The 26,665-nt window shown below is 56.7% G+C and carries 22 protein-coding genes; 7 read left to right on the forward strand and 15 right to left on the reverse strand.

The genetic code is table 11. From position 1 onward, the window contains the following. Positions 1-22: 22 nt before the first annotated feature. A complete protein-coding gene (locus FAES_RS21635) occupies positions 23-814 on the reverse strand; it encodes a LytR/AlgR family response regulator transcription factor (protein WP_015333316.1) in 792 nt (263 codons plus the stop codon). A gap of 273 nt (positions 815-1,087) precedes the next feature. Here FAES_RS21635 and FAES_RS30800 point away from each other — a divergent pair, with 273 nt between their 5' ends. After that, positions 1,088-1,243, forward strand: coding sequence for a hypothetical protein (locus FAES_RS30800; RefSeq protein WP_015333317.1), 156 nt, complete (start codon positions 1,088-1,090; stop codon positions 1,241-1,243). Between the two features lie 36 nt (positions 1,244-1,279). On the opposite strand, the gene FAES_RS21640 is transcribed toward FAES_RS30800, so the two are convergent. From FAES_RS21640 to FAES_RS21660, 5 genes are all read right to left on the reverse strand, one after another. Continuing rightward, positions 1,280-2,200: a helix-turn-helix domain-containing protein gene (locus FAES_RS21640; protein ID WP_015333318.1), complete on the reverse strand. Its 921-nt coding sequence runs from the start codon at positions 2,198-2,200 to the stop codon at positions 1,280-1,282. A gap of 90 nt (positions 2,201-2,290) precedes the next feature. Beyond that, positions 2,291-3,154, reverse strand: a complete 864-nt coding sequence (locus FAES_RS21645; protein ID WP_015333319.1) for an SDR family NAD(P)-dependent oxidoreductase — start codon at positions 3,152-3,154, stop codon at positions 2,291-2,293. 123 nt (positions 3,155-3,277) lie between these two features. Beyond that, on the reverse strand, positions 3,278-5,296 hold the full coding sequence (locus FAES_RS21650) for a M13 family metallopeptidase (RefSeq protein ID WP_015333320.1): 2,019 nt from the start codon (positions 5,294-5,296) through the stop codon (positions 3,278-3,280). An 88-nt stretch (positions 5,297-5,384) separates the two neighbouring features. Then, on the reverse strand, positions 5,385-7,028 hold the full coding sequence (locus FAES_RS21655) for a YceI family protein (protein ID WP_015333321.1): 1,644 nt from the start codon (positions 7,026-7,028) through the stop codon (positions 5,385-5,387). Positions 7,029-7,212: 184 nt separating this feature from the next. Next, positions 7,213-8,124 (reverse strand): helix-turn-helix domain-containing protein, encoded by a 912-nt coding sequence (locus FAES_RS21660; RefSeq protein WP_015333322.1) that lies wholly within the window; start codon positions 8,122-8,124, stop codon positions 7,213-7,215. 210 nt (positions 8,125-8,334) lie between these two features. On the opposite strand from FAES_RS21660, the gene FAES_RS21665 reads away from it, so the two are divergent. The 4 genes from FAES_RS21665 to FAES_RS21675 all read left to right on the forward strand — a co-directional run bounded on the left by FAES_RS21665 (position 8,335) and on the right by FAES_RS21675 (position 11,229). Further along, the gene (locus FAES_RS21665) at positions 8,335-9,318 is read left to right on the forward strand and encodes an aldo/keto reductase (protein WP_015333323.1); all 984 of its coding nucleotides are present in this window, start codon (positions 8,335-8,337) and stop codon (positions 9,316-9,318) included. Positions 9,319-9,334: 16 nt separating this feature from the next. Next, positions 9,335-9,472: a hypothetical protein gene (locus tag FAES_RS30455; protein ID WP_158408802.1), complete on the forward strand. Its 138-nt coding sequence runs from the start codon at positions 9,335-9,337 to the stop codon at positions 9,470-9,472. Between the two features lie 71 nt (positions 9,473-9,543). Further along, entirely contained in the window at positions 9,544-10,425 is an 882-nt protein-coding gene (locus tag FAES_RS21670; protein WP_015333324.1) for a helix-turn-helix domain-containing protein, read from the forward strand. 66 nt (positions 10,426-10,491) lie between these two features. Next, the gene (locus tag FAES_RS21675; protein ID WP_015333325.1) at positions 10,492-11,229 is read left to right on the forward strand and encodes an SDR family oxidoreductase; all 738 of its coding nucleotides are present in this window, start codon (positions 10,492-10,494) and stop codon (positions 11,227-11,229) included. A 99-nt stretch (positions 11,230-11,328) separates the two neighbouring features. Here FAES_RS21675 and FAES_RS30775 read toward each other — a convergent pair whose 3' ends face one another. Then, a complete protein-coding gene (locus tag FAES_RS30775) occupies positions 11,329-11,973 on the reverse strand; it encodes a response regulator transcription factor (RefSeq protein ID WP_015333326.1) in 645 nt (214 codons plus the stop codon). A gap of 343 nt (positions 11,974-12,316) precedes the next feature. On the opposite strand from FAES_RS30775, the gene FAES_RS21685 reads away from it, so the two are divergent. After that, on the forward strand, positions 12,317-13,534 hold the full coding sequence (locus FAES_RS21685; RefSeq protein ID WP_015333327.1) for a PQQ-dependent sugar dehydrogenase: 1,218 nt from the start codon (positions 12,317-12,319) through the stop codon (positions 13,532-13,534). 116 nt (positions 13,535-13,650) lie between these two features. Here the strand turns inward: FAES_RS21685 and FAES_RS21690 are convergent, their stop codons facing one another. The 6 genes from FAES_RS21690 to FAES_RS21715 form a co-directional block, all read right to left on the reverse strand. After that, complete coding sequence (locus tag FAES_RS21690) at positions 13,651-14,670, reverse strand: zinc-binding alcohol dehydrogenase family protein (RefSeq protein ID WP_015333328.1); 1,020 nt, start codon at positions 14,668-14,670, stop codon at positions 13,651-13,653. A 121-nt stretch (positions 14,671-14,791) separates the two neighbouring features. Continuing rightward, complete coding sequence (locus FAES_RS21695; protein WP_015333329.1) at positions 14,792-15,172, reverse strand: response regulator; 381 nt, start codon at positions 15,170-15,172, stop codon at positions 14,792-14,794. A 90-nt stretch (positions 15,173-15,262) separates the two neighbouring features. Next, positions 15,263-16,675, reverse strand: a complete 1,413-nt coding sequence (locus FAES_RS21700) for an ATP-binding protein (RefSeq protein WP_015333330.1) — start codon at positions 16,673-16,675, stop codon at positions 15,263-15,265. A gap of 119 nt (positions 16,676-16,794) precedes the next feature. Beyond that, the gene (locus tag FAES_RS30685; protein ID WP_015333331.1) at positions 16,795-18,969 is read right to left on the reverse strand and encodes a sensor histidine kinase; all 2,175 of its coding nucleotides are present in this window, start codon (positions 18,967-18,969) and stop codon (positions 16,795-16,797) included. Between the two features lie 149 nt (positions 18,970-19,118). Then, positions 19,119-19,928 (reverse strand): hypothetical protein, encoded by an 810-nt coding sequence (locus FAES_RS21710; protein WP_015333332.1) that lies wholly within the window; start codon positions 19,926-19,928, stop codon positions 19,119-19,121. A gap of 109 nt (positions 19,929-20,037) precedes the next feature. Further along, on the reverse strand, positions 20,038-20,883 hold the full coding sequence (locus FAES_RS21715) for a hypothetical protein (RefSeq protein WP_015333333.1): 846 nt from the start codon (positions 20,881-20,883) through the stop codon (positions 20,038-20,040). A 115-nt stretch (positions 20,884-20,998) separates the two neighbouring features. On the opposite strand from FAES_RS21715, the gene FAES_RS21720 reads away from it, so the two are divergent. Next, on the forward strand, positions 20,999-24,115 hold the full coding sequence (locus FAES_RS21720; protein ID WP_015333334.1) for a cyclic nucleotide-binding domain-containing protein: 3,117 nt from the start codon (positions 20,999-21,001) through the stop codon (positions 24,113-24,115). 7 nt (positions 24,116-24,122) lie between these two features. Here FAES_RS21720 and FAES_RS21725 read toward each other — a convergent pair whose 3' ends face one another. Together FAES_RS21725 and FAES_RS21730 are read right to left on the reverse strand one after the other, a co-directional pair. Further along, positions 24,123-25,316 (reverse strand): acyltransferase family protein, encoded by a 1,194-nt coding sequence (locus FAES_RS21725; RefSeq protein ID WP_015333335.1) that lies wholly within the window; start codon positions 25,314-25,316, stop codon positions 24,123-24,125. Positions 25,317-25,418: 102 nt separating this feature from the next. Beyond that, a complete protein-coding gene (locus FAES_RS21730) occupies positions 25,419-26,633 on the reverse strand; it encodes a helix-turn-helix domain-containing protein (protein WP_015333336.1) in 1,215 nt (404 codons plus the stop codon). Positions 26,634-26,665: the final 32 nt, after the last annotated feature.

Raw genomic sequence — 26,665 nt, forward strand, 5'->3', positions numbered from 1 at the left:
ATTAGTACGAGTAACTGAGCGGTCACACCATTCGGATACGGCGCAGCAGTTCGTCGCGGTAGATGTGGCCCAACGGCACGGTTTTTCCCCCTACCGTGAGGCGGTTTTCAGCGACCTCGTCTACCCGCAGCAGGTTGACCATATACGACCGGTGCACCCGAAGAAACTGCTGCGTGGGGAGGGTTGCTACCAGTAGTTTGAGTGGCGTAGTAAGGGTATACTGCTGCCCGGCCGTAAACAGATGGCAGTAGTTTCGATCGGCTTCCAGGTAGAGAATGTCGGCCAGTGCGATACGCACCATGCGATCGATGTGGCGCACAAAAATCCGGTCATTCAGTACATAAGGTGCCTCGCTCGGTTCCAGTGACGCCGAAACGTCGGCCTTGGGCGGCTGGGTACGTTCAGGCAGTAAACTCAATGTAAGTTCAATGGCCCGTTGTAGATCGAGGTTATTGATGGGCTTGCCGATAAACGCATAGGGGTGAGTGGCTTTTGCCCGGTTGAAAGTCGCTTCGTCGGTGTTAGCCGTCACAAAGATGACCGGAATGGCACCCCGCTCATGCAACGCCTGCGCCGTTTCGATGCCATCGGTCGTGCCCCGCAACTGCACGTCAAGCAGTACGATATCGGGGCGGTTGGTTTCGGCATGGTGCAGGGCCTCTTCGCCCCGCGCCACTACCCCTGTTACCTCATAGCCGAGGCTGGTCAACAGCAGGGCGATTTTGGCCCCGATAAGCATATCATCCTCCACGACGAGTAGTCTTACGGGCAACCCATCGGGGCTGGACGGCTGAAAGGGCATAACCTGGGGCATCGGTGGCGAATCGGTTCGTCAATATAGCGCCATTTAGGCAACTATAGTCGCACACACTGCTGTGTATTCATCAGCAGGCCAGCCTGCTACAATTCCTCATTTCTATGCCATCAGTCGAGCGCGCCGGCAAGACCTGAACGGCAAATTAAGTGGGCATACATGTTGGCTCAAGAACGGCTCCTGAAGTACTGCACCCGTTTCTAGTCAAATCTGTCGGTCAATTATTTTGGGGATCTGATTAAGAAAGAAACCGGCAAAACGGCGCAGAAGTATATGCAGACGAAACTCATCGACGGTACCAAAGAACGCATCTTCAACCAGAGCAGGCCGGTCAGCCAGATCGCCTATGAAATGGGTGATAAATCCCCCATTAGTTCACCCGGTTATTCGAGCAGAAAGTGGCGGTTTGAACTGATTTTGGTGAGGTAGGGTAACGTAAAGCAGGACGGACTACTAACAACTGATTTAATTAAACGATCGTCTGAATTCGAGGGGCGAAAGATTGGTCTTCGTTTTGAACAGTTTGCTGAACGATTGCGAGTGCTCGAACCCCAGCTCGTAGGCCACTTCGCTTACGGATAATGTAGTGGTCGAGAGCTTCTCTTTGGCGGCGGCAATCAACTTATCGTGAATGTACTGCTGGGCGTTTTGCCCGATCAGCGACCGGAGCATATCACTCAAATAACTGGGCGACAGGTTCAGGTGCGCCGCGAGGTAGCTGACCGTTGGCAACCCCTGACGCAGGGAGGTCTCATCGGCAAAGTAGCGATCCAGTACATCCTCCAGTTTTTGCAACAGATCGTGGTTTACGGCTTTGCGAGTGATGAACTGGCGTTTGTAAAACCGATCAGCGTAGCTCATCAGTAACTCAATCTGAGCAATAAGCACGCTCTGGCTGAAATCGTCGATCCGGCTGTCCAACTCCTTCTCGATCATGTTGAAGAGGCCAATGATCGTCCCTTTTTCCTCTTCCGACAGGTGCAGCGTCTCGTTGGTCGAGTACGAAAAAAAGCCGTAGTGCTTTATGGTCTTCGCCAGTGGGTAGCCCAAAAAGAAATCGGGATGAATCAGCAGCGTATACTGCGAACAGATGCTGCCGTCGTCCTGACTGCTGCCGATGACCTGACCCGGCGACGCGAACAACAAACCACCTTCATCGAAATCATAATAACTCTGGCCGTACTTCAATTTGCCGCCCAGTTTTGGTTTGTACGAAATCTTGTAGAAACCCAGCACATGCGAGCCGGGTAACGCATGCATGGCCACGGGGTTATTGGCGCCATTGATGAGGCTGATCAGCGGATGCCTGGGATTCGGTAGCCCAAAAGCCCGATGGGCATCGGCCAGCGATTCGATTTTATACGGGCCGTTTTCCTCTTTTTTCATAAACCATCACGTAAACCAGATTAACCGATAGCAGTTTACTATCGGTTAATCTGGCTGTTTTAGCTACAATTTGTCTGATCTCGGGGTTCGTTATGCCACTGCCCCCTGCGCGGCGTTGGAAACCGATTCCCAGGCTTCCCAGGTCGCCATTCGTTCCGCATAGGCAGCACGTACCGAGGGCAGGTTATGGCTACCCAGAAAGAACCGGAGCGGTGGATTTTCAGCGTCAACGGCGGCAAACAGCGCGTCGGGAGTGGCCTCCGGGTTGCCCCTTTCCATAGTGCGGAGGTTTCCGAAGAACTGATTTTTGAAGTCCGTGTAGACGTCGAGTCCTTTGGCAAACTTCAGGGATTCCTGACTGCCAAACTCAGTAGCATAGGCTCCGGGTTCAATAATGGTCACGTTGATACCAAACGGCTTTACTTCCGCAGCCAGGCTTTCATGAATGGCTTCGAACGCCCATTTCGACGAACAGTAGTAGCCGATCACCGGCAGCGTTACATGCCCCAGGTTACTCGACGTACCCACGATGTGACCGCTCCCCTGCGCTCTCAACAACGGCAACGCCGCCTGAATCACCGAAACCGGCCCAATGACGTTGGTTTCGTAAAGGGCGCGAATGTCATCCGCGCTGGCTTCTTCGATGGTACCAACCAGCGAATACCCGGCATTATTGAACACGATATCGAGCCGGCCAAAATGCGCGTGGGCTTGCTCAACGGCGGCTTTTACCTGCTCAGGTTGCGTTACGTCGAGCGCCAGCGTCAGCACGTTGTCGCCGTAGGTTGTGGTCAGGTCGGCAATACTATCCAGGTTGCGGGCGGTAGCGGCCACTTTATCGCCCCGTTTGAGGGCCGCCTCAGCCCAAACGCGCCCAAACCCCCGGGACGTACCTGTGATGAACCAGACTTTTGATGCTACAGGCTCACTGCCTGCTTTTTCTTGCGGTATCATAGCGTATTAGCTAGCGTTAAATGATACCACAAAGGTCGGGTGACCCGATTCGCCACCTGTAGCCGAATTGAGGGGGTTTGTAGTCAAAACGAGTACCGCTCCAATCAGACGCCGCCGCCCACTCTACCAGACGGTGATCCGGTCTTGTTCGGGTTTGTACATCTTGTCGCCGGGCTGCACGTTGAAGGCGTTGTAGAACGGCGTGAAGTTCATCAGTGGGCCATTGACGCGCCACTTGGCCGGTGAGTGCGGGTTCGTGTTGACGTACATGCCCATATAGGCGTTCCGGGTTTTCACGCGCCAGATCCGGGCAATCGAGATAAAGAACCGCTGATCAGGCGTGAAACCATCCAGCTTCGCGGTGCTTTTGCCCTGCTCGGTCAGTTTGAAGGCGTCGTAGGCGATGGCCACCCCCGCAATGTCGGCGGTGTTTTCGCCCACCGTGAGTGCCCCTTTCACATGCACCGAATCCAGCACCGTAAACTGATTGTACTGATCGATCACCTGCTGGGTACGTGTTTTGAACTTGGCGTAATCGGCTTTGGTCCACCAGTTGGTCACATTGCCGACTTTATCGAACTGCGCGCCCTGATCGTCGAACGAGTGGGTGATTTCGTGGCCGATCACCATACCGATGCCGCCGTAATTCAGCGCGTCGTCGGCGTTCACGTCGAAGTAGGGCGGTTGCAGGATGCCCGCCGGGAAAACGATCTCGTTGAGCGGCGGGTTGTTGTAGGCCGTTACCGTGGGCGGTGTCGTGTGCCACTCTGTCCGGTCGACGGCTTTACCTACTTTAGCCAGACTTTGCACGTAATCGTTTTTGTTGGCCGACAGCCGGTTTTCGAAATAGGCGTTCCGTTTCACGTCCACCTTCGAGTAATCGCGCCACTTGTCGGGGTAGCCGATTTTCTGCGAGAAGGCATACAGCTTTTCTTTTGCCCGGTTCTTGGTCGAATCGCTCATCCAGTCCAGTTTCGTAATCCGGGCTTCGAAGGCTTTTTTGAGGTTATCGACCAGCACCGCCATCCGTTTTTTGGCGGCTTCGGGAAAGTATTTTTTCACATATAACTGCGCCAACGCCTCCCCCAGCGACCCATCGACGGCCTGCGTCATGTCTTCGGCCCGCGTCTTCTTCACCGCCTGTCCGGTCAGCATTTTGCCATATGCAAACGAGGCATCCACAAAGGGTTGGCTTAGGTACGTGGCGTAGTTAGTGAGGGCGTGGGCCTTCAGGTAAACTTTCCACTCGTCGATGGGAACCGACGTTAGCATCGCGTTCAGCTTGTCATAATACGCCAGTTGGGCCACGTTGACCGAATCGGCGGTTACGCCCAGTTGGTTCATCAGGGTTGGCCAGCGCAGGGCGGGCTGTTTTTGCGCCAGCTCCGCCACGGCCAGTTTGTTGTAATTGGCTTTCACGTCGCGGCGCTCGATGTTCGTTTTGTGGGACGCGGCCAGTTGCTTTTCAACGGCATACACAACGTCGGCATCTTTCTGGGCGATGGCGGCCTCGGTGCCGGTCAGTTCAAACAGGCGGGTGAGGTAGGCGCGGTACGCTTTCTGGATGGCGGCAGTCGACGAATCGGTTTTGAAGTAATACTCCCGTTCGGGCAGGCCGATGCCGGTTTGGGAAAACTGGGCGATGTTGACCGAACTGCGCCGGTTGTCGGGTCCAACGTAGAAGCCAAGGATCGACCGATCGCCCACTTTCTGTTCGTCAGCGACCAACGTCAGCAGCGACGCTACATCCGTTACGGCGTCGATGCGGGCGAGCAGCGGTTTAAGGGGTTCGTAGCCGCGTTGGTTGATCGCGACCGTGTCCATCCCCGAGGCGTAAAAATCACCTACCTTCTGTTCGATGCTCCCGGCTGGGTACGTCCCCGCCGACACGCTATCCAGGATGGCCTGTAGCCGGATGCGCTGCGGGTAATTCATGAACGAATAGGCTCCAACGCCTGCCTGGCTGGCGGGAATCTGGGCGGTGTCGGTCCAGATGCCGTTGGCGTACTTGAAAAAGTCATCGCCGGGTTTCTTAGATGCATCGATGCCCGTGATGACAACGCGTTGTTTGGTTGGTACTGCCGCTCGCTGGCAGGCCCCCGCCAACAGGAGCATCAGCGCGCAATAGACAAGGTTTTTCATGGTGTATAGTGCTAACGAGCGAAGATACTCCAGAAAAGTCAAGGCAAAATAAAAACGAACAGCGTTTCGTTAGCAATTTCACTCAATACTACCTATCTATTTTCTTTGCTACAATCTTCATATGGAGTTTTACGTCGTCCGAAATTGTTCCATCACCATACTGATAAAAGTACTTTTCTGATCCAGAATTGACGCCCCAATCGGTTCGATCAATGACCAGCGTGCCATTCATCTCGACAGTCCCATCCATTCCATCGTTAAAATTCAGTTTGGCCGGAAAAGTAACTGTCTTCGTAATGCCTTCCATGGTCAGAGTTCCCGTAATTTTTATATTCCCTTCTGTTCTGCTTCGTATGCTTCCATCAGTTGGAATTTTTGTCTTTCCATCATTTCCTGTTTCGACTTTTGTCATTACGAATGTTGAAACAGGAAATTTTTTAACATCGAAAAATGGTGGCATTTTATTGCGTGGGCGTTGATCATCAACCTTTTGTTCGATTGTAGTCATATCGACGTCGACTGTACCGCCCGTTAACTGACGATTTTCGATCAGCAATTCACCTTTTAACAGATCGACGTCGCCTGTTGTTGACCCATCACCACGAAACGTAGACCCTTCCCATCCACCAAGAAGCATAGAGACTTTCCAGATGATGACACTTTGCTTCGTGTCTACGCGGTATTTCTTCTGACCTTTTTTGTTATAAAAGTCCGTGATGGTCTTTCCATCATAGCGATAGACGCCGGTTGCATCGCCAAACCAAATACTGCCATCGCTTGCCTCCGAAATCCCAAAAAAAGCCTTTCCAGACCTAATTTCGGTTACAGTGGTCTTATCACCATCCAGAGAATTGGCGTCATACCGGGAAACGGCCTGAACCGTCGAATTAGCAGGATTTACCGGGCCGGTAGTCCAGATGTTTCCTTGTTTATCCTGGATTATCGCAGTAGCACCTCTCTCCGATACCTTCGTAAACGTATGGCCGTTATAACGCCAAAGGCCACCGGTCCGGCTTACGTTAAAGCCATTGTTACCGCTGAACCAGATGGTCCCTTTTCGATCTTCCAGTATAGCCGAAACGTGGAGAAAGGGCTCGCCTTTGTGGGTTAACGTGGTAAATTTCTTCCCGTCATACACAAAGGCGTCGCCTCTTGTGCCAACCCACAATCTTCCTGTTTTATCGGCAATGATGGTATTAATATCATTATTCAGTTTTTCATCTTTATAAAAAAGCGGGACGTTCGGAGACGTAAACGTCTGAAACGATTTTCCGTCGTAACGACTTAGGCCACTTGCAGTACCAAACCAGATAACACCGGCTTTATCTTCATAAATAGCTGTAACCCGATTATCGGCAAGACCTTCCGTAGTTGTAAAATGTTGAACGGACTTTCCGTTGTCATAATAAACGCCTGAATCAGTAGAAATAAACCAACTATTCCCCTGACGATCTTCCAGAACATCCCAGAATTTATGCTGCCCTAGTTTAGCGGTCAGGTTAGTAAACAATTTTCCATCGTATTGAAAAACATCACCAAATGATTCGTTATTCGGGCCAGCCATTAAAAGGCCATCATTCCTACCTTTTTTTATACTACGAACTAATATGTTTGGTCCTATGTCTTTGATTTCGGTCTTGATAGTATCGTTTGATTCATCTGTTTGGTTTTGTTTGCAGGAAGCGCAAAAAGTAGACAGGAAAAGTAAAGCATATACGAGGGCGTAGTTCATTCTTTTTCTTTTTTAATGCCAACGAATGTCAACCGCAACGGCGGGCTGTAAACCTAGCCGTCTTTATGCTGAGATGTGTTGGAGCGCTAGTAAAAGAATGTGAATGAAACGTAAAAGCCGCTTTTACGGATTGTGGCAAACTCCTGCCCCTAACTCGTTATACGTATTGACAAGCGGTTAATGCTCAGGCAACGTCTGCATCGGCGGCCCGGCGGTATTCATTGGGCGATTGGCCGACTCGCTGTTTGAATACGCGGATAAAGTGCTGAGGGTATTTAAAGCCCAGATCGTAGGCGATCTGGCTGACCGACTTGCTCTGGTCGAAGATGCGTTCTTTGGCTACGTCAATTAGCTTAGCCTGAATGTATTCCTGCGCGGTTTTGCCGGTTTCTTTCTTGATCAGATCGCCGAAATAATTGGCCGACAAGTTCAGTTCACCCGCGCAATACGCCACCGAGGGCAGGCCAATTGTCTGTGGTTTATCAGTCTGGAAATACGCGTTCAGCACCTTCTCGAACCGCTCCAAAACGCCCTGATGCGCGTGATTGCGGGTGATAAACTGCCGGTCGTAGAAACGGACGCAATAATTCAAAAACAGCTCTACACTATTGACAATCAACTTCTTGCTGTGCTTGTCGATGGTCTGCTGTAGTTCGTATTCGATTTTCGCGAAGAAATCCAGCACCAATTCCCGCTCCCGTTTCGACACGTGCAGGGCTTCGTTGGACTGGTAACTAAAGAAGGTGTAGTCCTGTATGTGCCGCCCCAGCGCGGTGCCGTGGATCAGATCGGCGTGGAAAACCAGTGCATAGCCTTTGGGCTGATACACGTCGCCGTTGCTGTTCATCCCGACTACCTGACCCGGCGCCAGAAACACCAGGGTGCCCTCCTGATAATCGTATGTGTGGCGGCCATACACCAGATCGCCGCACTTAACATCTTTCAGCAGGATGGCGTAAAAGCCAAAATACATACCCGATCCGGCTCGAGGCGCTGCTTTCGAGAAGTCGATGACACTGATGAGTGGGTGTAACGTTTCGTGCTTATTGAATACGTTGTAATCCGTGACCGTTTCGAATCGTAGCAGGGTGTCCATAGCCTTGTTGGTTGACCTATCTCAAAAATAGCACTTTCCAAACGGGCGGCCGGATGCCTTTTTGCGCATCCGTAATAGTGGTAGTAACTCCCGTAATCTATATACCCGTCGGGCGTCGAATGACTCTGACCTTTGTGCTGTAAACAGACCGGCAGTGGCTGCTAGAGTCGCGTTAGGAAACGAATACACGAACGCAATCAATTCAATACCATGCAAACACGTCAATTAGGTAATAGCGGCCTGGAGGTATCCGCCATTGGCTTCGGCTGTATGGGGTTAAGTTTTGGCTACGGTCCATCAACGGACAAACAGACGGCCATCGACTTACTCCGTGCCGCTTTCGATCAGGGCGTCACCTTCTTCGATACGGCTGAAGCGTACGGCCCCTTTGTCAACGAAGAGCTGCTGGGCGAAGCCTTACAGCCCGTTCGGGATCAGGTCGTTATTGCCACCAAGTTCGGCTTTCGGGACGGCGTCTCGACCAAAGGGCCCGACAGTCGCCCCGAACGTATTCGTCAGGTGGCCGACGAAGCGCTGAAACGGCTCCGCACCGACCGCATCGACTTGTTTTACCAGCACCGGGTCGACCCTGCGGTGCCGATGGAAGACGTAGCCGGTACCGTCAAAGACCTCATTCAGGCTGGCAAGGTGAAGCACTTCGGCCTGAGCGAAGCCGGTGTGACCTCCATCCGGAAAGCCCACGCGGTTCAGCCGATAGCGGCCCTGCAAAGCGAATACTCCTTGTGGTGGCGGGAACCCGAAAAAGAGATTCTCCCGGTCCTGGACGAACTGGGCATCGGGTTCGTGCCGTTCAGCCCACTGGGCAAAGGGTTTCTGACGGGCAAAATCGACGCGACGACGACCTTCGACAAGACCGATTTCCGCAACGTTGTGCCTCGTTTTTCGGAAGAAAACCGAAAAGCCAATCAGGCCCTGGTCGATTTATTGAGCACGATGGCGGCCGAGCGCCAGGCCACCCCCGCACAGATTGCGCTGGCCTGGTTGTTAGCGCAGAACCCCTGGATCGTCCCGATTCCCGGCACGACCAAGCTGCACCGGTTAGAGGAAAACATAGGAGCTGCAGCTATTACCCTGTCTACCGACGACATCGGCCAGATTAACACCGCCTTTGCCCAGATTCCGGTGCAGGGCGACCGTTACCCGGAACACCTGCAAAAACTGGTGGGCAAGTAAGCCACCGAGATCGGCAATGGCTCCCACTCCTGAAACGCCTCGCCGCTTTTTGCCCACCGTAGCCTATTCGGTACCCGTCATCCCGATTCGGTATCTGTTTGTGCCTGGCCCGAACCGCCTGCGTCAGTTGCGGTTCGGGCCAGTTGATTACTGATATGAACTGTATCGTAACCAGGCCCGGTTGTAGGATACGAGCACCCGTGCGCTCCCGCAGCGCTTTACTCCATGCACGTAGCTAGCCCTCCCATACCGGTTTATCCGCTCCAGCCCGACGAAACCGGCAACACCCAGTTTCGTCTCTATACGTATCAGGGGAACCTCCCCGATCAGGCGGATCTGCTGATTCCACACCGCAAGGATCATTACTTACTGGTGTTTATCCGGCGGGCGGGCAGTCGCCAATGGATCGACACCACGCCCTACGTACTCAGGGACAACACGATCTACTTTAGCGGCCCCAACCAGGTCATCGTCAAGGAAGGTATGCACCAGTTGTGGAGTACGGGCATTGCCTTTACGAATGAATTTCTGTCGTTGCAGGAAAACGCGTTCCTCAGCCAGCTCTCGTTGCTCCAAAACCCACAGAACGGCCATGAACTACCTCTTGCCGAGGCCGATGTGCGCTTTGTCGAAGCGCAGTTGGCCAACATTACAGCGGAGTATCACCGCCCCGGCGACTGGCAGCAACGGATGCTCTCGGCTCACCTCACGGTGCTGCTAACGTACCTGAGCCGCCTCTACACCGCGCAGTTCAGGGATACGCCTCCCTCGGCTGACAAGCTGCTGCTGAAAACGTTTCAGGCCACGATTGACGCGTGTTTCCGCGAGCGGCATGAGGTAAGCGACTATGCCTCGCTGCTCAACCTGTCGGCGGGCTATTTGGGCGAAGTGGTGAAACAGCAAAGTGGCAAGCCCGCCATCAAGCACATCCATGAACGGATCGTGCTGGAAGCCCGACGCCTGCTGTTTCACACCAACGATTCGTTGAAAGAAATTGCTTTTGACCTCGGCTTTTCCGATGCGTCGTACTTCAGCCGCTTCTTCAAACGCGAAACCGGCCTGACGCCGGCTGACTACCGCCACAACAGCCGTAAAATGTACCAGTGATGCCGTAGAATGTGTACCAGCTGGGCGCCCGGCCTTCCCTAGCTTTGTCCCGTTAATCACGCAAGGATGAAGACAGTATTGATAACAGGCGCCAACAAAAGTATTGGCTTTGAAACCGCCCGGCAGTTGCTACAGCAGGGCTATTACGTGTATTTGGGCAGTCGCGACGCGCAGAAAGGGCAGCAGGCCGCCGATCAGCTACGGGCCGACGGCCTCGATCAGGTGGAGCCCGTTGTGATCGACGTCGATGACCCGTCGTCGATCAACGCCGCCCGGGCCGCAATCGGCCAGAAAACACCGGTACTGGATGTGCTCATCAACAATGCCGGTATCCACGGTTCCATGCCGCAGACGTCGCTGGAAACGGATAGCCGCGCCTTCAGGCAGGTGTTCGACACCAACTTCTTCGGCGTCATCGACGTAACCCAGGCGTTCATCGATCTGCTGCGGCAGTCGCCGGCACCACGCATCGTCAATGTTACCTCGGGGCTGGGTTCGCTTACGCTGCACAGCGACCCGACCTGGAAATACCATGCCGTTAAGCCCACCAGCTACGTCGCGTCGAAAGCCGCCCTGAATGCCTATACCATCGTGCTGGCCCACGACCTGCGCGATACGGCTTTCAAAGTCAACGCCGTTGACCCGGGCTATACCGCCACCGATTTCAACAATCATTCGGGCCCCGGCACTGTTCCCGATGCAGCGGCGCGCGTTGTGAAAGCCGCCACCTTGGACGCCGATGGCCCCACGGGTCAGTTCTATAGCGACGACAATAGCCCCGAAACAGGCATCAGCCCCTGGTAATCCCTTTCGCTGGCTGGCAACGTACCTGGAACGTACCCAGCGTTGGTTGCCAGCCAGTGATTTGTGTCATCAGCCACGGCTGGTGCGCAGGGCGCAGGCCTATCCCCTCCCCACCGGGTCTTTTTGCCGCATCCATTGCCGCAACTCCCCCATCGACCGGAGGTTCAGCTTTTGCAGCACGTTGAATTTGTGGGTCTCGACGGTCTTGACGCTGATGAACAGCCGCTCGGCAATTTCCTTGTTGGTGTAGCCCCGCGCAATCTGTTCCACCACTTCATACTCCCGGCTCGTTAATTTTCCCTCGCTCAGCACCGGGTGGCTCGTAGTCGTTCTGTTGCGGTCACCGAAGTGCGGCGACAAGAAGCGGTACCCGGCGGCTACCTTGCTCAGGCAGCTCACCAGTTCGTCGTTTACGTGGTCGGCGCATACTTTGCCGCTGATATCAAGCTCGTCGAAGGCATTGAGCCAACTCACCCCACTCGGCAACAGCACCACGCACTTGACCGGCAACTTGGGCCAGGTCCGAATGCGCTTCACCAGTTCAATGCTCGATTCGTGGCAGCCAGGATCGGGTTCCACCAGCACGAAGTTGGGCAGTAGCTGGCACAGGGTCTGCAAAATGTCGTCGCCATAATCAGCCGCGTTGATGAAGGTGTAAAAGTCGGGCGGGTTGGTAAAGCAGTTGACTAACGCACTCTGGTCGGGTAGCCAGTAAGCCACCGTTTGCGGAATTCCTTTTTTCATAACGTGCAATTGATAGTAAAGCTATTTGTGCCGAATGAATGTATTTCTTCGTGAGTGTGGAGGCGGCTGCGCCAGCAAGAGGTGCGCTACTACGACTACGCTGTTGGTTAACTACGGTTGATCTACTTTTCAGTCTAATATATGTTTGTAAGATCATAATTATATAGAATAGTTATCGGTAGGTAGGTATCTTACCAGGCGGGCAGTACGGCTGCTCGGTGGGCGTATGATCTGCGTAAGCAGCTAAACAAGCGGTCAACCTGTATTGGGTGGCTGACTTCGTGGGGGTCTCGTCCAACTCGTCTATTTTGCCGTTACCTTAGCGGTTTATCTGCAAACACCGATGAAAAATCGACTTTTTATGATCCTGGCTGGCTCGTCGCTGGCCTTTACTGCCTGTGGCCAAACCGCGTCGACCCAAACTGGTAGCGGGCTGGCTCCGGTCGAAACCAAAGAACCCAACTCCGCTTACAAACCCGCCTTCGCTGGCCAAACGCGCGTGGCTGGCGTTAAATCCAGCACCAATTACCAGCGCACCGTTCTGACCGAGGCTCTCAAGAGCCCCTGGGGCATCACAAGCCTGCCCGACGGCCGCCTGCTGGTTACCGAAAAAGAAGGCACCCTCCGCCTTGTCACCACCGACGGCAAAGTAAGCGAGGCGATTACGGGTATTCCGAAAGTCAACCCGGCCGGACAGGGTGGCCTGTTGGGCATTCGGGTCGACCCCGATTTTGCGAAAAACCGCATGGTTTACTGGGTCTTTTCAGACGCCACGCCCGAGGGTAACCTGACGGCCGTAGCCAAGGGCAAACTGGCCGCCAACGATAAAACCATCGAAGGCGCCACGGTGATTTACCGCGCCACACCCGGCTACAAGGGCACGCTCCACTACGGTGGCCGGATTCTGGTGGCACCCGATGGTAACCTGCTGATCAGCACCGGCGAACGGTCGGATAAGGTAACCCGCCCGCAGGCGCAGCAGCTCAATTCAGGGCTGGGTAAGGTAATCCGGATCACCAAAGAGGGCCAACCCGCTCCGGGCAACCCGTTTGCGGGGCAGGCCGACGCCCGTCCCGAACTGTATTCGTATGGCCACCGGAACGTGCAGGGCCTGGCGCTGCACCCAGTTACGGGCGAGTTGTGGGAAAATGAGTTTGGCCCCCGCGGCGGCGACGAACTGAACCTGATCAAACCCGGCAAAAACTACGGCTGGCCCACCATCACCTACGGCATCGAATACAGCGGCGACAAAGTCGGCGAGGCCATCCAGCAAAAAGACGGGCTGGAGCAGCCGGTTTATTACTGGGACCCGAGTGTATCGCCCAGCGGCATGACCTTCTACACGGGCGACGCGATCCCCGAGTGGAAAAACAACCTGTTCATCGGCTCGCTGAGCGGGATGCACGTGGTTCGGCTGGTGATCGAGAACAACAAGGTGGTTGGCGAAGAACGCCTGCTGGCCGACGAACTTCAGCGCTTCCGCGACATCACCCAGGGCAAAGACGGTGCCCTCTACGCCATCACGGACCAGGGCCGCCTGTACCGTATCAGCAAAAAATAAGATCAGTCTAGAACAACGCAACGGGGTTCGGCAAAAGGCGCACTAGCTACCTTTTGCCGAACCCCGTTGCGTTTATCGGGTGATGTGTACGTCAGTCACGCACGCTGTCGTATCCCCTATTCATACGCCACGACGGCCTTGATCACCTGCTGATCAGGGTCGTAGAGCGACGTAAAGTCGTCGGTTAGCGTGGCGAAGGTTAGCCGGTGAGTAACGTACCCATCGACCGACAACAGACCCGCTCGGAGCAGCCGGATGATTTTGGTAAAGTCGGTGGGGTAGGCATTGCGTGACGTTCGGATCGTTAGCTCTTTCATCTGGATGTAGGGGTCGTGGAACGTTAGGTCGCCGATAAACAGGCCCACGTAGACCACCGTTCCGCCCGGCGCTACGTACTCCACGCACCGCTCCATCGACTGCTTGTTGCCCGTGGCGTCGATCACCACCGTGGGCAGTTTACCACCCAGCAGCGCCTGTAACTCCTCGACCACCGTCTCGCTGACGGTCAGCGTATCGACGCCGGGCAGCGTTTGCCGGACGAAGTCAAGCCGCGTCTGATTCACGTCGAGGGCCACGATCCGGGCGGCGGTCAACTGCCCCATCATCATGGCGGCAATGCCAATGGGCCCCGCGCCTACCACCAGCACAATATCGTTGGGCTGCACCATGCCCCGGTCGATGGCGTGGCTGCCGATAGCCAGGGGTTCGATCACGGCGATCTGCTCCAGCGCCAACCCGTTGGCCGGAAACACCTGACTGGCCTGGTAGATCATGTACTCCTGCATGGCGCCGTCTTCGTGCACGCCCAGCACCCGCACGTTGGGGCCGCAATGGGTTTTGCCCAGTTGCACCGCCTGATCAGTCGAGATGTTGCGATACGGCATCACGGCGCACCGATCGCCCACGGCCAGGTGGGTTACGCCCCCGCCCAGTTCGACTACCTCGGCAGCAATCTCGTGGCCCAGAATCCGGGGATATGAGAAAAAGGGCTGGCGTCCTTTGTAGGCGTGCAGGTCGGTCCCGCACACACCCAACGCCTTAATTTTCAGCAGTACTTCACCGGCACCAGGCTGGCCGGGGTGTTCTTTTTCGATGCGCCTGAACGCACCGGGTTCGTCGAGAATAATGGCATTCATAAGAGGTAAATCCTGAAAGCGCCCACAGCGCTACGGTAGAAAGCGGACCAGTAGGCCTGATTTACCCCGCCGGCCCGCCCGACGCACCCGCCTTTTCGAGCCGACGCCCTACAGGCGCTTCTCAGACAGCGAGTTGCGTCAGTTTTTCTTTGAGCGAAACAAAATCGAGGGGCTTGGCCAGGAAATCGTCGGCACCCAGCGTCATCGCCTGTTCTTTGCTTTCTTCGTCGCCATAGGCCGTAATCATCATCACCACGGGGGGGCGGTCGGGCTTCACCTGCCGGATGTGCCGCAGCAGTTCCAGCCCACTCATGCCCGGCATATTAATGTCGGAAAGGATCAGGACGGCTTCGTGGGGGCGTTCGTTGAAAATGGTCAGTGCTTCTTCGCCCGACGAGGCAAAGGTCATGTGCACCGCACCGCTCCGGATTTCGCGCCGGAAACGCTGCTCAAATAGCGGCTGAACATCCGCTTCGTCGTCAACAACAAGGATATGCGTCATGGGGTATCGTTTAACGGGTGGCGTTTCGAGTTTTCAGCTGGCGGGTACGGTCTTACTCTGGCGTCAGCCAACTCGAAACTAAAAACTCATTCAAACCGCTGGCAGCAGAATGGTAAAGGTAGTGCCTTTGCCTTCGATGCTATCGACCTGCATGGTGCCATTGTGGCCTTTGGTGATAATCTCGTAGCTCAGGCTCAGGCCCAGCCCCGTGCCGCTGCCGCTGGGTTTGGTGGTAAAAAAGGGTTGAAAAATCTTCTGTTGCAGTTCGTCGGGCACGCCGGTGCCGTTGTCGGCTACTATGATCTCGACGCCAATGGGAGTTTGCCGGGTCGTTACCTTCACAAACGGCCGGTAGGCCAGCCCCACCAGCGTGTCTTTTTCGCGTTCGGCCTGCTGGCGCTGCTGGACGGCGTAGAAGGCGTTGTTGAACAGATTCAGCAGCACCCGGCCGATGTCCTGACCCACCACCGACACCGGCGGCAGGCTCGGGTCCAGCTCCGCCTCGAAGCTGGCGTTGAAGCTCTTGTCCTTGGCCCGCAAGCCGTGGTAGCTCAGCCGCAGGTACTCCTCGGCTAGCGCGTTGAGGTCGGTGGGCTCCCGCTGCCCCGTCGAGCTGCGCGAGTGCTGCAACATCGAGCGCACGATGCCCGAGGCCCGCTGGCCGTGGTGCTGGATCTTGCTCAGGTTCTGCACCAGATCGCTCAGCAGTTCCTCTTCCAGCTCGGCGTCGCGCTGGGGGGCGGGGCGGGTGCGTTCCTCGCGCAGCTCCTCGAGCAGGTCCACCGAGACCTCCGAGAAGTTGTTGACGAAGTTCAAGGGGTTCTGGATCTCGTGGGCGATGCCCGCCGTCAGCTCACCCAGCGACGCCAGCTTTTCGCGCTGCACGAGTTGGTCCTGCGCGGCGCGAAGCTCGTTCAGGGCCATCTGGAGTTCTTCTTTCTGGCGGCTCAGTTCCGCCTTTTGCTGGGTCAGCTCCTGGGTACGTTCCTGCACCAGCTCTTCCAGCAAATGCCGTTCGCGGCGCTCCTGTTCTTCTTTTTCCTTCCGCTCCTCAACTTCTTTGCGATACGTCTTTCGCTGTCTGGACGCGAAGAAGAAAATCGAGAACACCCACACGTACCCAAACCCCACGGCGCTTTCGAAGAAGTTGCTGTAGGGGTTGAAAACCGAGGTTGGCAGCACCAGTTTTACCAGCGATGAGGTCACCAGCACCAGCCAGAACGGCACCATCGCCAGCAGCAGGGTGCGGGCGGGCGGGTACCGGCGCGAGCCGATGTAGGTCAGGTAAATGACGATGGCAATGACGACATACGCCACCCAGGTAGCCCGAATTTCAAACTTACCGTTTGCCTCCCCAATCTGATCCAGCACAAACAGGCCAATCAGCCCGTAGGCCGACCAGGTTAGCCAGCGGTCCCAGGTCGGTTTACGCTCCCTGGTATTGAGGAACGTACGTACCTGAAACAGCAAAAATAACGTAACGCCAAGGACGGGAAAGTTCATGAACCAATGGGTTTGCTGTACACAGTCTTCTGTTCACTGTTTACTGTCTTCTGTTGCCTAACGCCGGATCAACTTGCGCCAGCCAACAGAAGACAATGAACACATACTATGAGGACTCCTTAAATCGGTAACGTAATCACAAATTCGGTAAAGGCATCGGGGCGTTGGTCGCTGGACTCCACGCGCAACGTACCGGCATGGGCTTTGGTAATAATATCATAGCTCAGACTCAGGCCCAGCCCCGTGCCACTGCCGGTTGGCTTGGTCGTGAAAAAGGGTTGAAAAATCTTGCGTTGCAGGTCTTCAGGAATACCGGTGCCGTTGTCGCGCACCCGAATCTCCACCGACGACCCGACCCGCTGGGTACGTACCCGAACGGCCGGCTGGTAACCGGGTTCATCCTGCTGCTTGCGCTGCTGGACGGCGTAGAAGGCGTTGTTGAACAGATTCAGCAGCACCCGGCCGATGTCCTGACCCACCACCGACACCGGCGGCAGGCTCGGGTCCAGCTCCGCCTCGAAGCTGGCGTTGAAGCTCTTGTCCTTGGCCCGCAAGCCGTGGTAGCTCAGCCGCAGGTACTCCTCGGCTAGCGCGTTGAGGTCGGTGGGCTCCCGCTGCCCCGTCGAGCTGCGCGAGTGCTGCAACATCGAGCGCACGATGCCCGAGGCCCGCTGGCCGTGGTGCTGGATCTTGCTCAGGTTCTGCACCAGATCGCTCAGCAGTTCCTCTTCCAGCTCGGCGTCGCGCTGGGGGGCGGGGCGGGTGCGTTCCTCGCGCAGCTCCTCGAGCAGGTCCACCGAGACCTCCGAGAAGTTGTTGACGAAGTTCAAGGGGTTCTGGATCTCGTGGGCGATGCCCGCCGTCAGCTCACCCAGCGACGCCATTTTCTCTTTCTGCACCAGCTGATTCTGGGTCGTGCGCAGTTCATCGAGCGACTGTTGCAGCTGGGCGGTGCGCTCAGCGACCTGTTGCTCGAGGCGTTGTTTCTGGCTCGCCAGCAGTTGCTGCCGTTCTTTTTCCTGCTCGAAGGACTGCTTCGACAGACGCTGCACTTCCAGCAACTGCCCGGCCATCCGCCGTTGGGTGTAAATAAACGACCGCGCCACGTAGAGCGAAATCGACAGCGGAATGCACAACACGGCGGTATTGTAGATAATTTGTACCTGAAAGCGGGTCAGCGCAACGGGCCGGATAAACGCCAGTTCGTCGACGCTGTAGAGGCAGTAGACAAAGAACAGCACCAGAGCCGCCACCATACCTGCCGTGATGAACTCGCCCCCCCACTGCCGCCGCGCCTTGAGCATCACCCGGCTGCACTCAGCCGTTACCAGCAGCGCCGGTCCGAACTCGATCCAGAGCAGATCGGTGTCACGCCGCACGAAAAAGAAAACCACGCACAAGCCCACCAGCCCCACTACAATGCCGTAGTTAAGCCCCATTTTCTTCTCGAAAATCGCGTAGATGGCCGTCAGCAGGGCAACGTACCCAACCGGGTAGGCCAACGTACCCAGCAAGGTCCAGCGGGCGTAGGCCGTTTGCGTATCGACCAGCGTAAACAGCTGAGCGATAGCCAGAAACGCAACCCCAAAGCAAAAGCAGGCCAGCGCCGTGGAGCCGTTGGTGCGGTCGGCAGTGTTGTAAAACCGGAATACCGTGTGCAGCAGAAACAGCACGAAAAACAAGCCCGCCGTAAACGCCCCCGCAATGGGTTGCCAGCGAATCATGAACGAGTCGGTGAGGTCGGCGTCGGCGGGGTAGAGAGTTGCCAGAAATAGGTGACTATCGGGGGCCGTATACTGCCCTACACTCAGGCCATCGTCCTGCACGGCAAACCGCAGCGCCAGCGTCAATGTCCCGGTTGAATCAGGCCTGACGACCAGCGTATGCCGCCGAAACGGGTTCGTAGCCTGGATGGGCTGCCCATCGGTGGGGAACACGCCGGTTCGTCGCCGCAGTTGCCCATTGACAAACAGGTCAGACGCCGCCGTTTGTTGCCAACGCAGGGTAAAAGCCTGGGTTCGCAGCGCCTTCGGGATCGTCACGCGCAGCCGAAGCCAGCCAAGCCGGTCGGGCAGTTGAGGCAGCAGGTCGGCCACCAATTGGGTGGGGTCAATCGGTTTCCAGTCGCGATCAGCCAGGTTGGGTTGGCTCCAGGTCGGGTCATCGCCCGCCCGAAACGCCCAGGTCGTTCGCAGCGATATCCCCGAATCGGCCAGGCTTTCGACCGTCACGGTCTGCGCAACAGCCAACCGACAAAGTAGCCAGCCAATCAAAACAAAACAGATACGGGGCATAGGTGGCAAGGGGATCAATGGCTAAAGAAACGCCATTCGGCCCAAAGCCGCAAGCCGATGGGGCTGGATGGTCACTATAGCCCATAAACAGTGGTGCCATTCCGTCGACGGAATGGCACCACTGTTTCGCTTGGTATGGGTAAGCAGGCTCAGGGTTTCCGCTCGTAGGTGAACTCCTCTACGTTGCCGTTGGTGTACTCGATGCGCATCACCAGGCCATCGGCATTGTAGGTGATCTGCTTGGTATTGTTGGTGATGTTATTCCGGTTAAACAGCTTCACCTGCGTATCGCTGAAATAAGCCGAATTGTCGAACGGAGCAGTATTGAATGGATTAGCACTTGAAACTAATGAATTGCCATAATACAGCGCCTGTAAGTTAAACCCCACTAGCCCTCGATACGGGTTAGGCTTGTCATCGTAGGCATATGTAGTTCCATTTATAGCGACGGCATTTTCTCCATTGAAAACATAGGTTTCGTCAGGGACGGTAGTCGACCCATCGAGCCGACTGACCGGTAGCAGAGAGGAACCGGAATAGGTGAACTCAACGCCCAATAGTCGAATGAACAGTCCATATGGGCTAAAAGAATCAAAACCGACCCGATTTGTGGTTAGCCTCCCCGCCGCATCATATTCATACCGCCCATACACGAAAGGCTTAAAATCCGGAACCTGATCGTTAACGACTTTACTGAACTGGAGTACCCTGTCAGAGTCGTACCGAACGGCCCGGTACGTGTCGTTCACTGTTGTAAAACCCGAAAACCGCCCTGTTGCATCGTACGTCAAGGTATACGTTGTTGCCGGATAGGTATTGTTGCCCACGGTACGGGCATTGTAATTAACCGACTTCAAGCGAAACGCACCCAGCGGATTGGGATCGTCGAGGCGGTGGTCGCAGCTTAGCAGCAACGAGGCGGGCAGTAGGACGGCCCAAAGCAAACGGAGTGTTTTCATAATCGATGTTGTATACCACGCACAATGAGCAGATGTATTTCTCAGCGTAGTAAATCAAGATATTACTTACTGATTATTAATCCCTTCAACTTTATGAAACGAAGGGTGTTTACGGTTTTCGTTCATAGATAAACTCCTCTACGTTGCCGTTGGTGTACTCGATGCGGGTTACCAGACCATCGGCATTGTAGGTGATCTGCTTGGTATTGTTGGTGATGTTATTCCGGTTAAACAGCTTCACTTGTATATCGGCAAAGTAGTCGCTGTTATCGAATGGCGTGTTGGCCGGGCGGGCCAGTTGTGGGTTTTCAGAGAACGTAGTAAATCCATTGAAGCCCAGCAGTCCATAATACGGGTTAGGCTTATCGTCGTAGGTGTACGGCGTTCCGTTGATGGTGACGGCATTGCCATTGACAAACGTGTAGTCTTCCTGGGCATTGTTGATGGTGAGTTGCGACTCCAGATACCCCCGACGTACGGGCTGCGGCACCAGCACACCCTGCTGCGCGGTATACACGTACCCATAGCGACGCAGCACCTGATCGGTTCTTTTGGTGGGATCGGTGGGGTCTATCCCGCGGTTCCAGGTTGTGATCTGACTAACCGGCGCATCGGGCGAATGCGTGTACGTCATAAACTCGCCCAAAAACGAGTTTGATAAATCCGTTACCACCTGCACGGGCCGATCCTGCGCATCCCGCTCTACACGGTATTGCTGGAAGAACAACCCGTTCCCCTGCGTATAACTGAACGTATAACTGATCACTGACCCCTTCGAATTGTATGTCAGCTGATAGCCCCGTTGCTGGCGGGGTATGCCGTTCACGGTACGCGCATTGTAACTAACCGATTTCAGCCGGAACTGCCCCAGCGGACTGGGGTCGAGGCGATGATCGCAGCTTAGCAGCAACGAGAGGGGCAGTAAGGCTACCCAAAACAGGCGTATTGTTTTCATAATCGATGTGTTGTGGTTGCGCGTTCTATTTGGGAGTAAAAAAAAGGTAAGTCACCCCGTTATTACCAATTGATGAAACGGCCCAGAATCGGCTGGTTTTGGTTTTCTTTGCCCTATGGTGACGACACGCGCCCGGAACCGGGTCAATCAGTCGTTGGGCATTCGCGCCGACGAAGGGACGACCGTCCGGCTGTTTTTTGGACATAATTTTCTGCTGGGCATTGGCACCGTGCTGGTTTACGTAACCGCCACGCTGTTACTGCTCGAAAACCACCCCGAAACCAACCTGCCCCTTGCCTACATCGCCTCCGGGCTGGGCATGATGGCTGTGGGCAAAATCTACGCGCATTTCGAGCACCACCTGGCCCTGCGGCAACTGGTCACGCGGGTGCTGTGGTCGGTCATTATCCTGACGGGCGTCATCGGGGTGCTGGTGGCCTTCGGGCACTCGGTCGTGACGGCCATCGCCATTATGGTGGGCTACCGGTCCATCTACTTGCTGACCAATCTGGAATTCTGGGCTGTATCGGCGCTGGTATTCGATGTACGTCAGAGCAAGCGGCTGTTTGGCGTCATCAGTTCGGGCGATATGCCCGCCAAAGCGATCGGGGCCATCTTGGCGGCGCTCATTCACGGGCATGGTCCACTGCTGTGGCTGCTGCTGCTGGCCTTTGCCTGTTACGGGGCCGCCCTGCTGATCACCAACCAGACCTTGCGCCTGCACGACGTGGAAGCCACCGCCCGCCCCGCTCGCGCCACGCAGCGGCCCATCAAGGCACTCGTCAACCAGCTGTTTGGCGGTAGTGACCTGATCTTCGCCGTCTGCCTCACGCTCGTGCCCGTAGCGATGCTAGCGGCGGGCATCGAATACGAATTCTTCGTCAACGTAAAGCATAAATTTCACGATCAGGGCGACGTGATGGGCGCGCTGGGGCGGGTGCTGGCCGCCACGTACCTGTTGGCCATGGGCGTAAAAGCCCTGTTTTCGCGCCGGGCGCTGGATCGGTTCGGCATCCCCGCCACCCTGACACTGCTCCCCGCCGTGGCGGGTCTGGGGCTACTGGCCTACGGGCTGCTGGCCGGGCAGGCCAACAACGACCAGGCTCAGCTGGTCTATTACAGCTTGTTGTATGTGGGGTTTGAAGTGGTTCGCCGGGCCATTTTCGATCCGGTCTTGCTGGTCTTGTTTCAACCGCTGCCGCCGCAGCAACGGCTCAAGGGTCACACCTTGGGCAAAGGCTTCTACGAACCGCTGGGCATGACCCTCGCCGGGGTGGCCCTCTACCTGGTGGCGCTGCTGGGCGAACGTACCTACGGCTGGCTTCTGCTGGGCGGTGGCCTGCTGGCGCTGGCCCTGCTGCTGCTGACCCGCCGCACCTACCGCCGGTATGTACTGACCTTGCAGGATGCGCTGAGTCACCGGTTTGTTGCCCCCGACTCGCTGGCCATGCCACAGGCCGCTACGGCCTTTATCGAAACCGCACTGGCCAGCCCCAATGCCCTCGACGTACTGAATGCGATCGACTACATCCCCACGCTGCCACCCGAGGAACAGCAGCGCCACATAGGTACGTTGCTGCGCCACCCCGACGCGCAAGTCCGGCAACAGGCTATGGCGCTCACCGACACCACCGCCGAACACCTGCCCACGTTGGCTGAACTGGCACAACAGGACCCCGACCCTGACCTTCGCCGGTACGCCGCCGAGCAACTCGCGCAGCAGGCAACCACCGCTGACGGGGCGGCATGGGTCACCACGCGGGAAGCGGTACAGCGACTCCTCACCACCGCCGATCAGGCTGGGCGTGAAGGTGCCATCATCGGCGCGTTGCGAAGCCAGCCCGCCGACAAAGCCGCCGTCGACAGCCTTGTCCAACTGATCAACAGCCCCGACTCAGCCGACCAGATCACGGCGCTCCATTGTTTGGCCACCACCCCGCTGGCCCGCCAGGAGGCGTTCGTTCAACGCGCACTGACCGACGCGACACTGGTCGAAGCGGCCTTACCCGCCGCGGCCCAGTACGACGCCATTCGCCCTGCGCTGACCACGTTTCTAACCAACCGGCACTACTGGCGATCCGCCAGTGAAGCCCTGATTGCGCTGGGCGACGAGGCTTTGCCGCTGCTACCCAGGCCATCGCTGTCGGCAGCCGATGCGGCGTTGGTGCGCCGCCTGGCGGTTGTGGCGGGGCGGGTCGGTACCGAAGCGGGCCGCCAGTGGCTGCTAACGTACCTGGCCGACGCCCCCTTTGCTCTGCGGGGCCCCTTGTTAACGGCGTTGAAAGAATATGACCCCGACGCTGCTAACGCGCCGCTTTATCACCGCCTCATGGCCGACGAAGCCCATTTGGCGCAACGGTTGTTGCAGGGACTCGCCAGCACGGCCAACCCCGCTCTGGCCAGCGCGCTCACTTACGAAACCACCGTAGTCACCGACCGGCTGCTGCTGCTGCTGATGGGCCTCACCGACCGGCAAACGGTGCAAAACGCCCGTCAGAGCCTGTATCACCAGACGACCGAACGCCGCGCTAACTCGCTCGAACTGCTCGAAAACCTCATTCTGTCGGCCAAGAGCCCCCGGTCGGTCTATGCTGCGTTGCTGGCCCTGACCGACACCGCCCTGCCCCTCCCCGACCGGCTCAGGCTGCTGGCCCCCCATGTAGACGCCAGCCCGACGCCCATCCTCGACGATATCCTCACCGAACGTACCCAGACTTTTACGAACTGGACCGTACTGATGGCGCAGGCCGCCACCCCGCCCGACTCGTACCACCCAACGCCAACCTCCATGCACCACGCGACCGACACCGCCACTGTTTCGACCATCGAACGGGTTTTTCTGCTTAAAAACAGCCGCCTGTTTGCCGACACTCCCGCCAACGTGCTGGCCAGCATCGCCCCGATCATGAAAGAAGTCACCTTCAGCGAGGGGGAGGCAATTGTGCGGCAGGGCGACATTGGCACCAGCCTGTTCGTGCTCTTCGACGGGCAGGTAGGCGTCTATACCGGCGATACGCTGCTGGCCCAACTGGGCCGGGGCGATGTCTTTGGGGAACTGGCCCTGCTGGATGCCGAACCCCGTTCGGCCACGGTAACGGCGCAGGGCGACGTGCTGGCCTTCCGCATCGACCAGGACGATTTCTACGACCTGATGGAAGAACGGCCCGAAGTTCTCCGCAACATCATCAGCCTCCTCAGCCGCCGCATCCGTACGCTGAATCAGGGAAAATGAGTTGAACTCACTTCAGCCCAAACACGACGCGCAGGGGTTTCAGCGGGCGGATCAGCGCGACATAAAGCAATACGCAAAGGGCCAGCGACGACAGACTGATAAACCAGAAACCGCCCCAAACGCCTAGCTTCAGCTTGTTCAGGGCCCAGTAGCCGATGACGACGATGACGGTCTGGTGCAGGATGTAGAACGGGTAAACGGCCTCGGTCAGGTGGGGCAGAATTGGCTTGTTCACATTCAGATAGCGGTAGCCATAGCCCACCGTCGCCAGTACCGAAAACCACGTCAGTCCAATGCTGTTGAAGCTGTAAAGGGTGCGCAGTACCGCCGACGCTTCTGTAGTCTCATCGCTGATCGTGGCTCGCCAGCCATAGAGTATAACCGTACAGACCACCGTTGCGGCCAGAAAAATACGCCGTTGGTCGGTCAGGAGTTGCCAGAAGGCCACACGGCTTACCAGCACGTAGCCGTACCAGAACAGCAGCAGGTTTTTCATGAAATACGCCCAATCATCAATGAGCGCGTGCGTTTCGTTGGGGAAGAAGCCGCCCAGAACGAGGTCGTTCAGCCAGAGCGGCACCACCAGCGCCAGTGCGCCACCGGGGCGGTCAAGGAGGTGGGCCAGCCGGTCGATGGTGCGCTGACCACGGTCGCTTTTTAGCCAGCGGAAGACTGGAATGCTGAGAAGCGAATAGAAAAACAGGTAGCAGATGAACCACAGATGATGCCAGCTGAAGGCGCCACCCTGCCCACCATCCCGATACGACTGAAACCGGAAGACCTCCGGGTAAAAATCGAGATAGCTGCCCGCAAACCGTTCCCGAAAGAGCCATTCGATGTAAATCTGCGGCGGCACCACCACAAACATGCCAAACACCAGCGGCACGAATAACCGCCGAAATCGCTCACCCGCATAGCGGCCGTAAGTGCGTTTGCGCAGGGCAAACCAGGTGCCACCGCCCGAAATAAAGAATAGCAGCGGCATCCGCCAGCGGTGCAGCCACCGCATGACCTCTTCCATGGGCTGGCTATGCTCGGTGCTTTTGATGTGCCAGCCCCACGAGACGTAGATCATGCCCGTGTGGTAGAACAGCAGGATCAGAATGGCACCGATGCGCAGCCAGTCGAGGTCGTAGCGGCGGGCGGTACCGGTCAAGAGAACATCAGGCGAAACAGCGGGTTGGGCCGGAGAAGGCGTCATGGTCGTTGGCGTTGATTGATGCTCCAAAACACGCTTCCAGCGCCTGTTTTGCCCTGTCTGCCGACGATTTCGCAGTTCGTCCCGGTCGGCACGCAGTTTCTGCTACCGATCCGACGACGTTTCGGCACCGGGTAGCGCCTCCCTGAATTGCGCGGGCGTCTGGTTGGTCAGCCGTTTGAAAGCGGTATGAAAGGCCGAGGGCGAATTATACCCCACCCGCTCGGCAATCTCGTCGATTTTGAGCCGGGACGTGGCGGGGTCGGCCAGCAGGCGCTGGGCTTCGGCCACCCGATGCTGCGCCAGCCAGTCGAAAAACGAAACGCCCAGCCGGTTATTCAGCACCTGCGACAGGTGGTGCGGGCTGGTGTTGAGCCGCCGCGCCAGCGCCGACAGCGACACATCGGCCAGCAGGTGGGTGCGTTCGGTGGTGGTTAGCTGCTCCAGCCGGGACAGCAGAGCGGTTTCCTGCTCGGCACTCAACGCCGACTTTTCGTATTTCCGTCGAACGGGTGGTTCGTCGGGCGGCACAGGCAATTCGGCAGGTACAGTCACGGCCTCCGGGCGCGTCGAGGGGCTGACCAGCGCCCAGAACGTCGTGCAGTAAATAATTACGGTGAGGTAACAGGCCAGCAGGTAATCGCCCAGATCGTCGGGAAACAGCCGTTTGGTGCAGATAATCAGGAAGGGAAACAGCAGCAGCAGGATCACCAGAAAACGCAGCGACGAGAGCGGGTCGGGCGCCGTTGCCCAAAACCCCACGCCTTTTGCGCGAAACGCCCGCCGTACCGCCCTCAGCGACAGCAGGCTGTAAACGAGTAAGCTCAGTACCGTCAGCTCATTGATCCAGTCACGCAGCCAATCGTAGTCGACCAGAGCATTGTAATTGGCTTTGATCCGGGGGAGTTCGGGGTGAAATGAGCCGAGGTAAGCATTGTACTGGTAGGCCTCGGGCTGGGTGAGCCAGGTGAGCGAATAGAGAGCCCACGCCACCGCCGGCAGCGTATGCCACCCAACGTTAGCCAGGGGCCGATTGGTCAATCGGCTAACAACGTACCCATAAAAAAGCGGCGACAGCAGCAGGTTGATGGGCTCGGTGCTGTCGTTGAGGGCCAGTACCCGAAACATATAATTCGTATAGCCCAGCAACACATCGCCAGTAAGCAGCACCAGGCCCAGCATAAGCCAGCCCAGGTAGCGGTTGGCCGGGTGCTGCCGCCGCGACCCGGTCAGGAAAAAGAAGCCCAGCAACCCTGCCTGCACAATCCCCAGCAGCATCACCAGGGCAAACACATCAAACCGAAGGGGTAATGCCGTCATAACGGGCGCAAAATGATCTGCACAAAGCTACG

Origin of the sequence: Fibrella aestuarina BUZ 2, from assembly GCF_000331105.1 — a bacterium.
In the GTDB taxonomy this organism is placed as follows: domain Bacteria; phylum Bacteroidota; class Bacteroidia; order Cytophagales; family Spirosomataceae; genus Fibrella; species Fibrella aestuarina.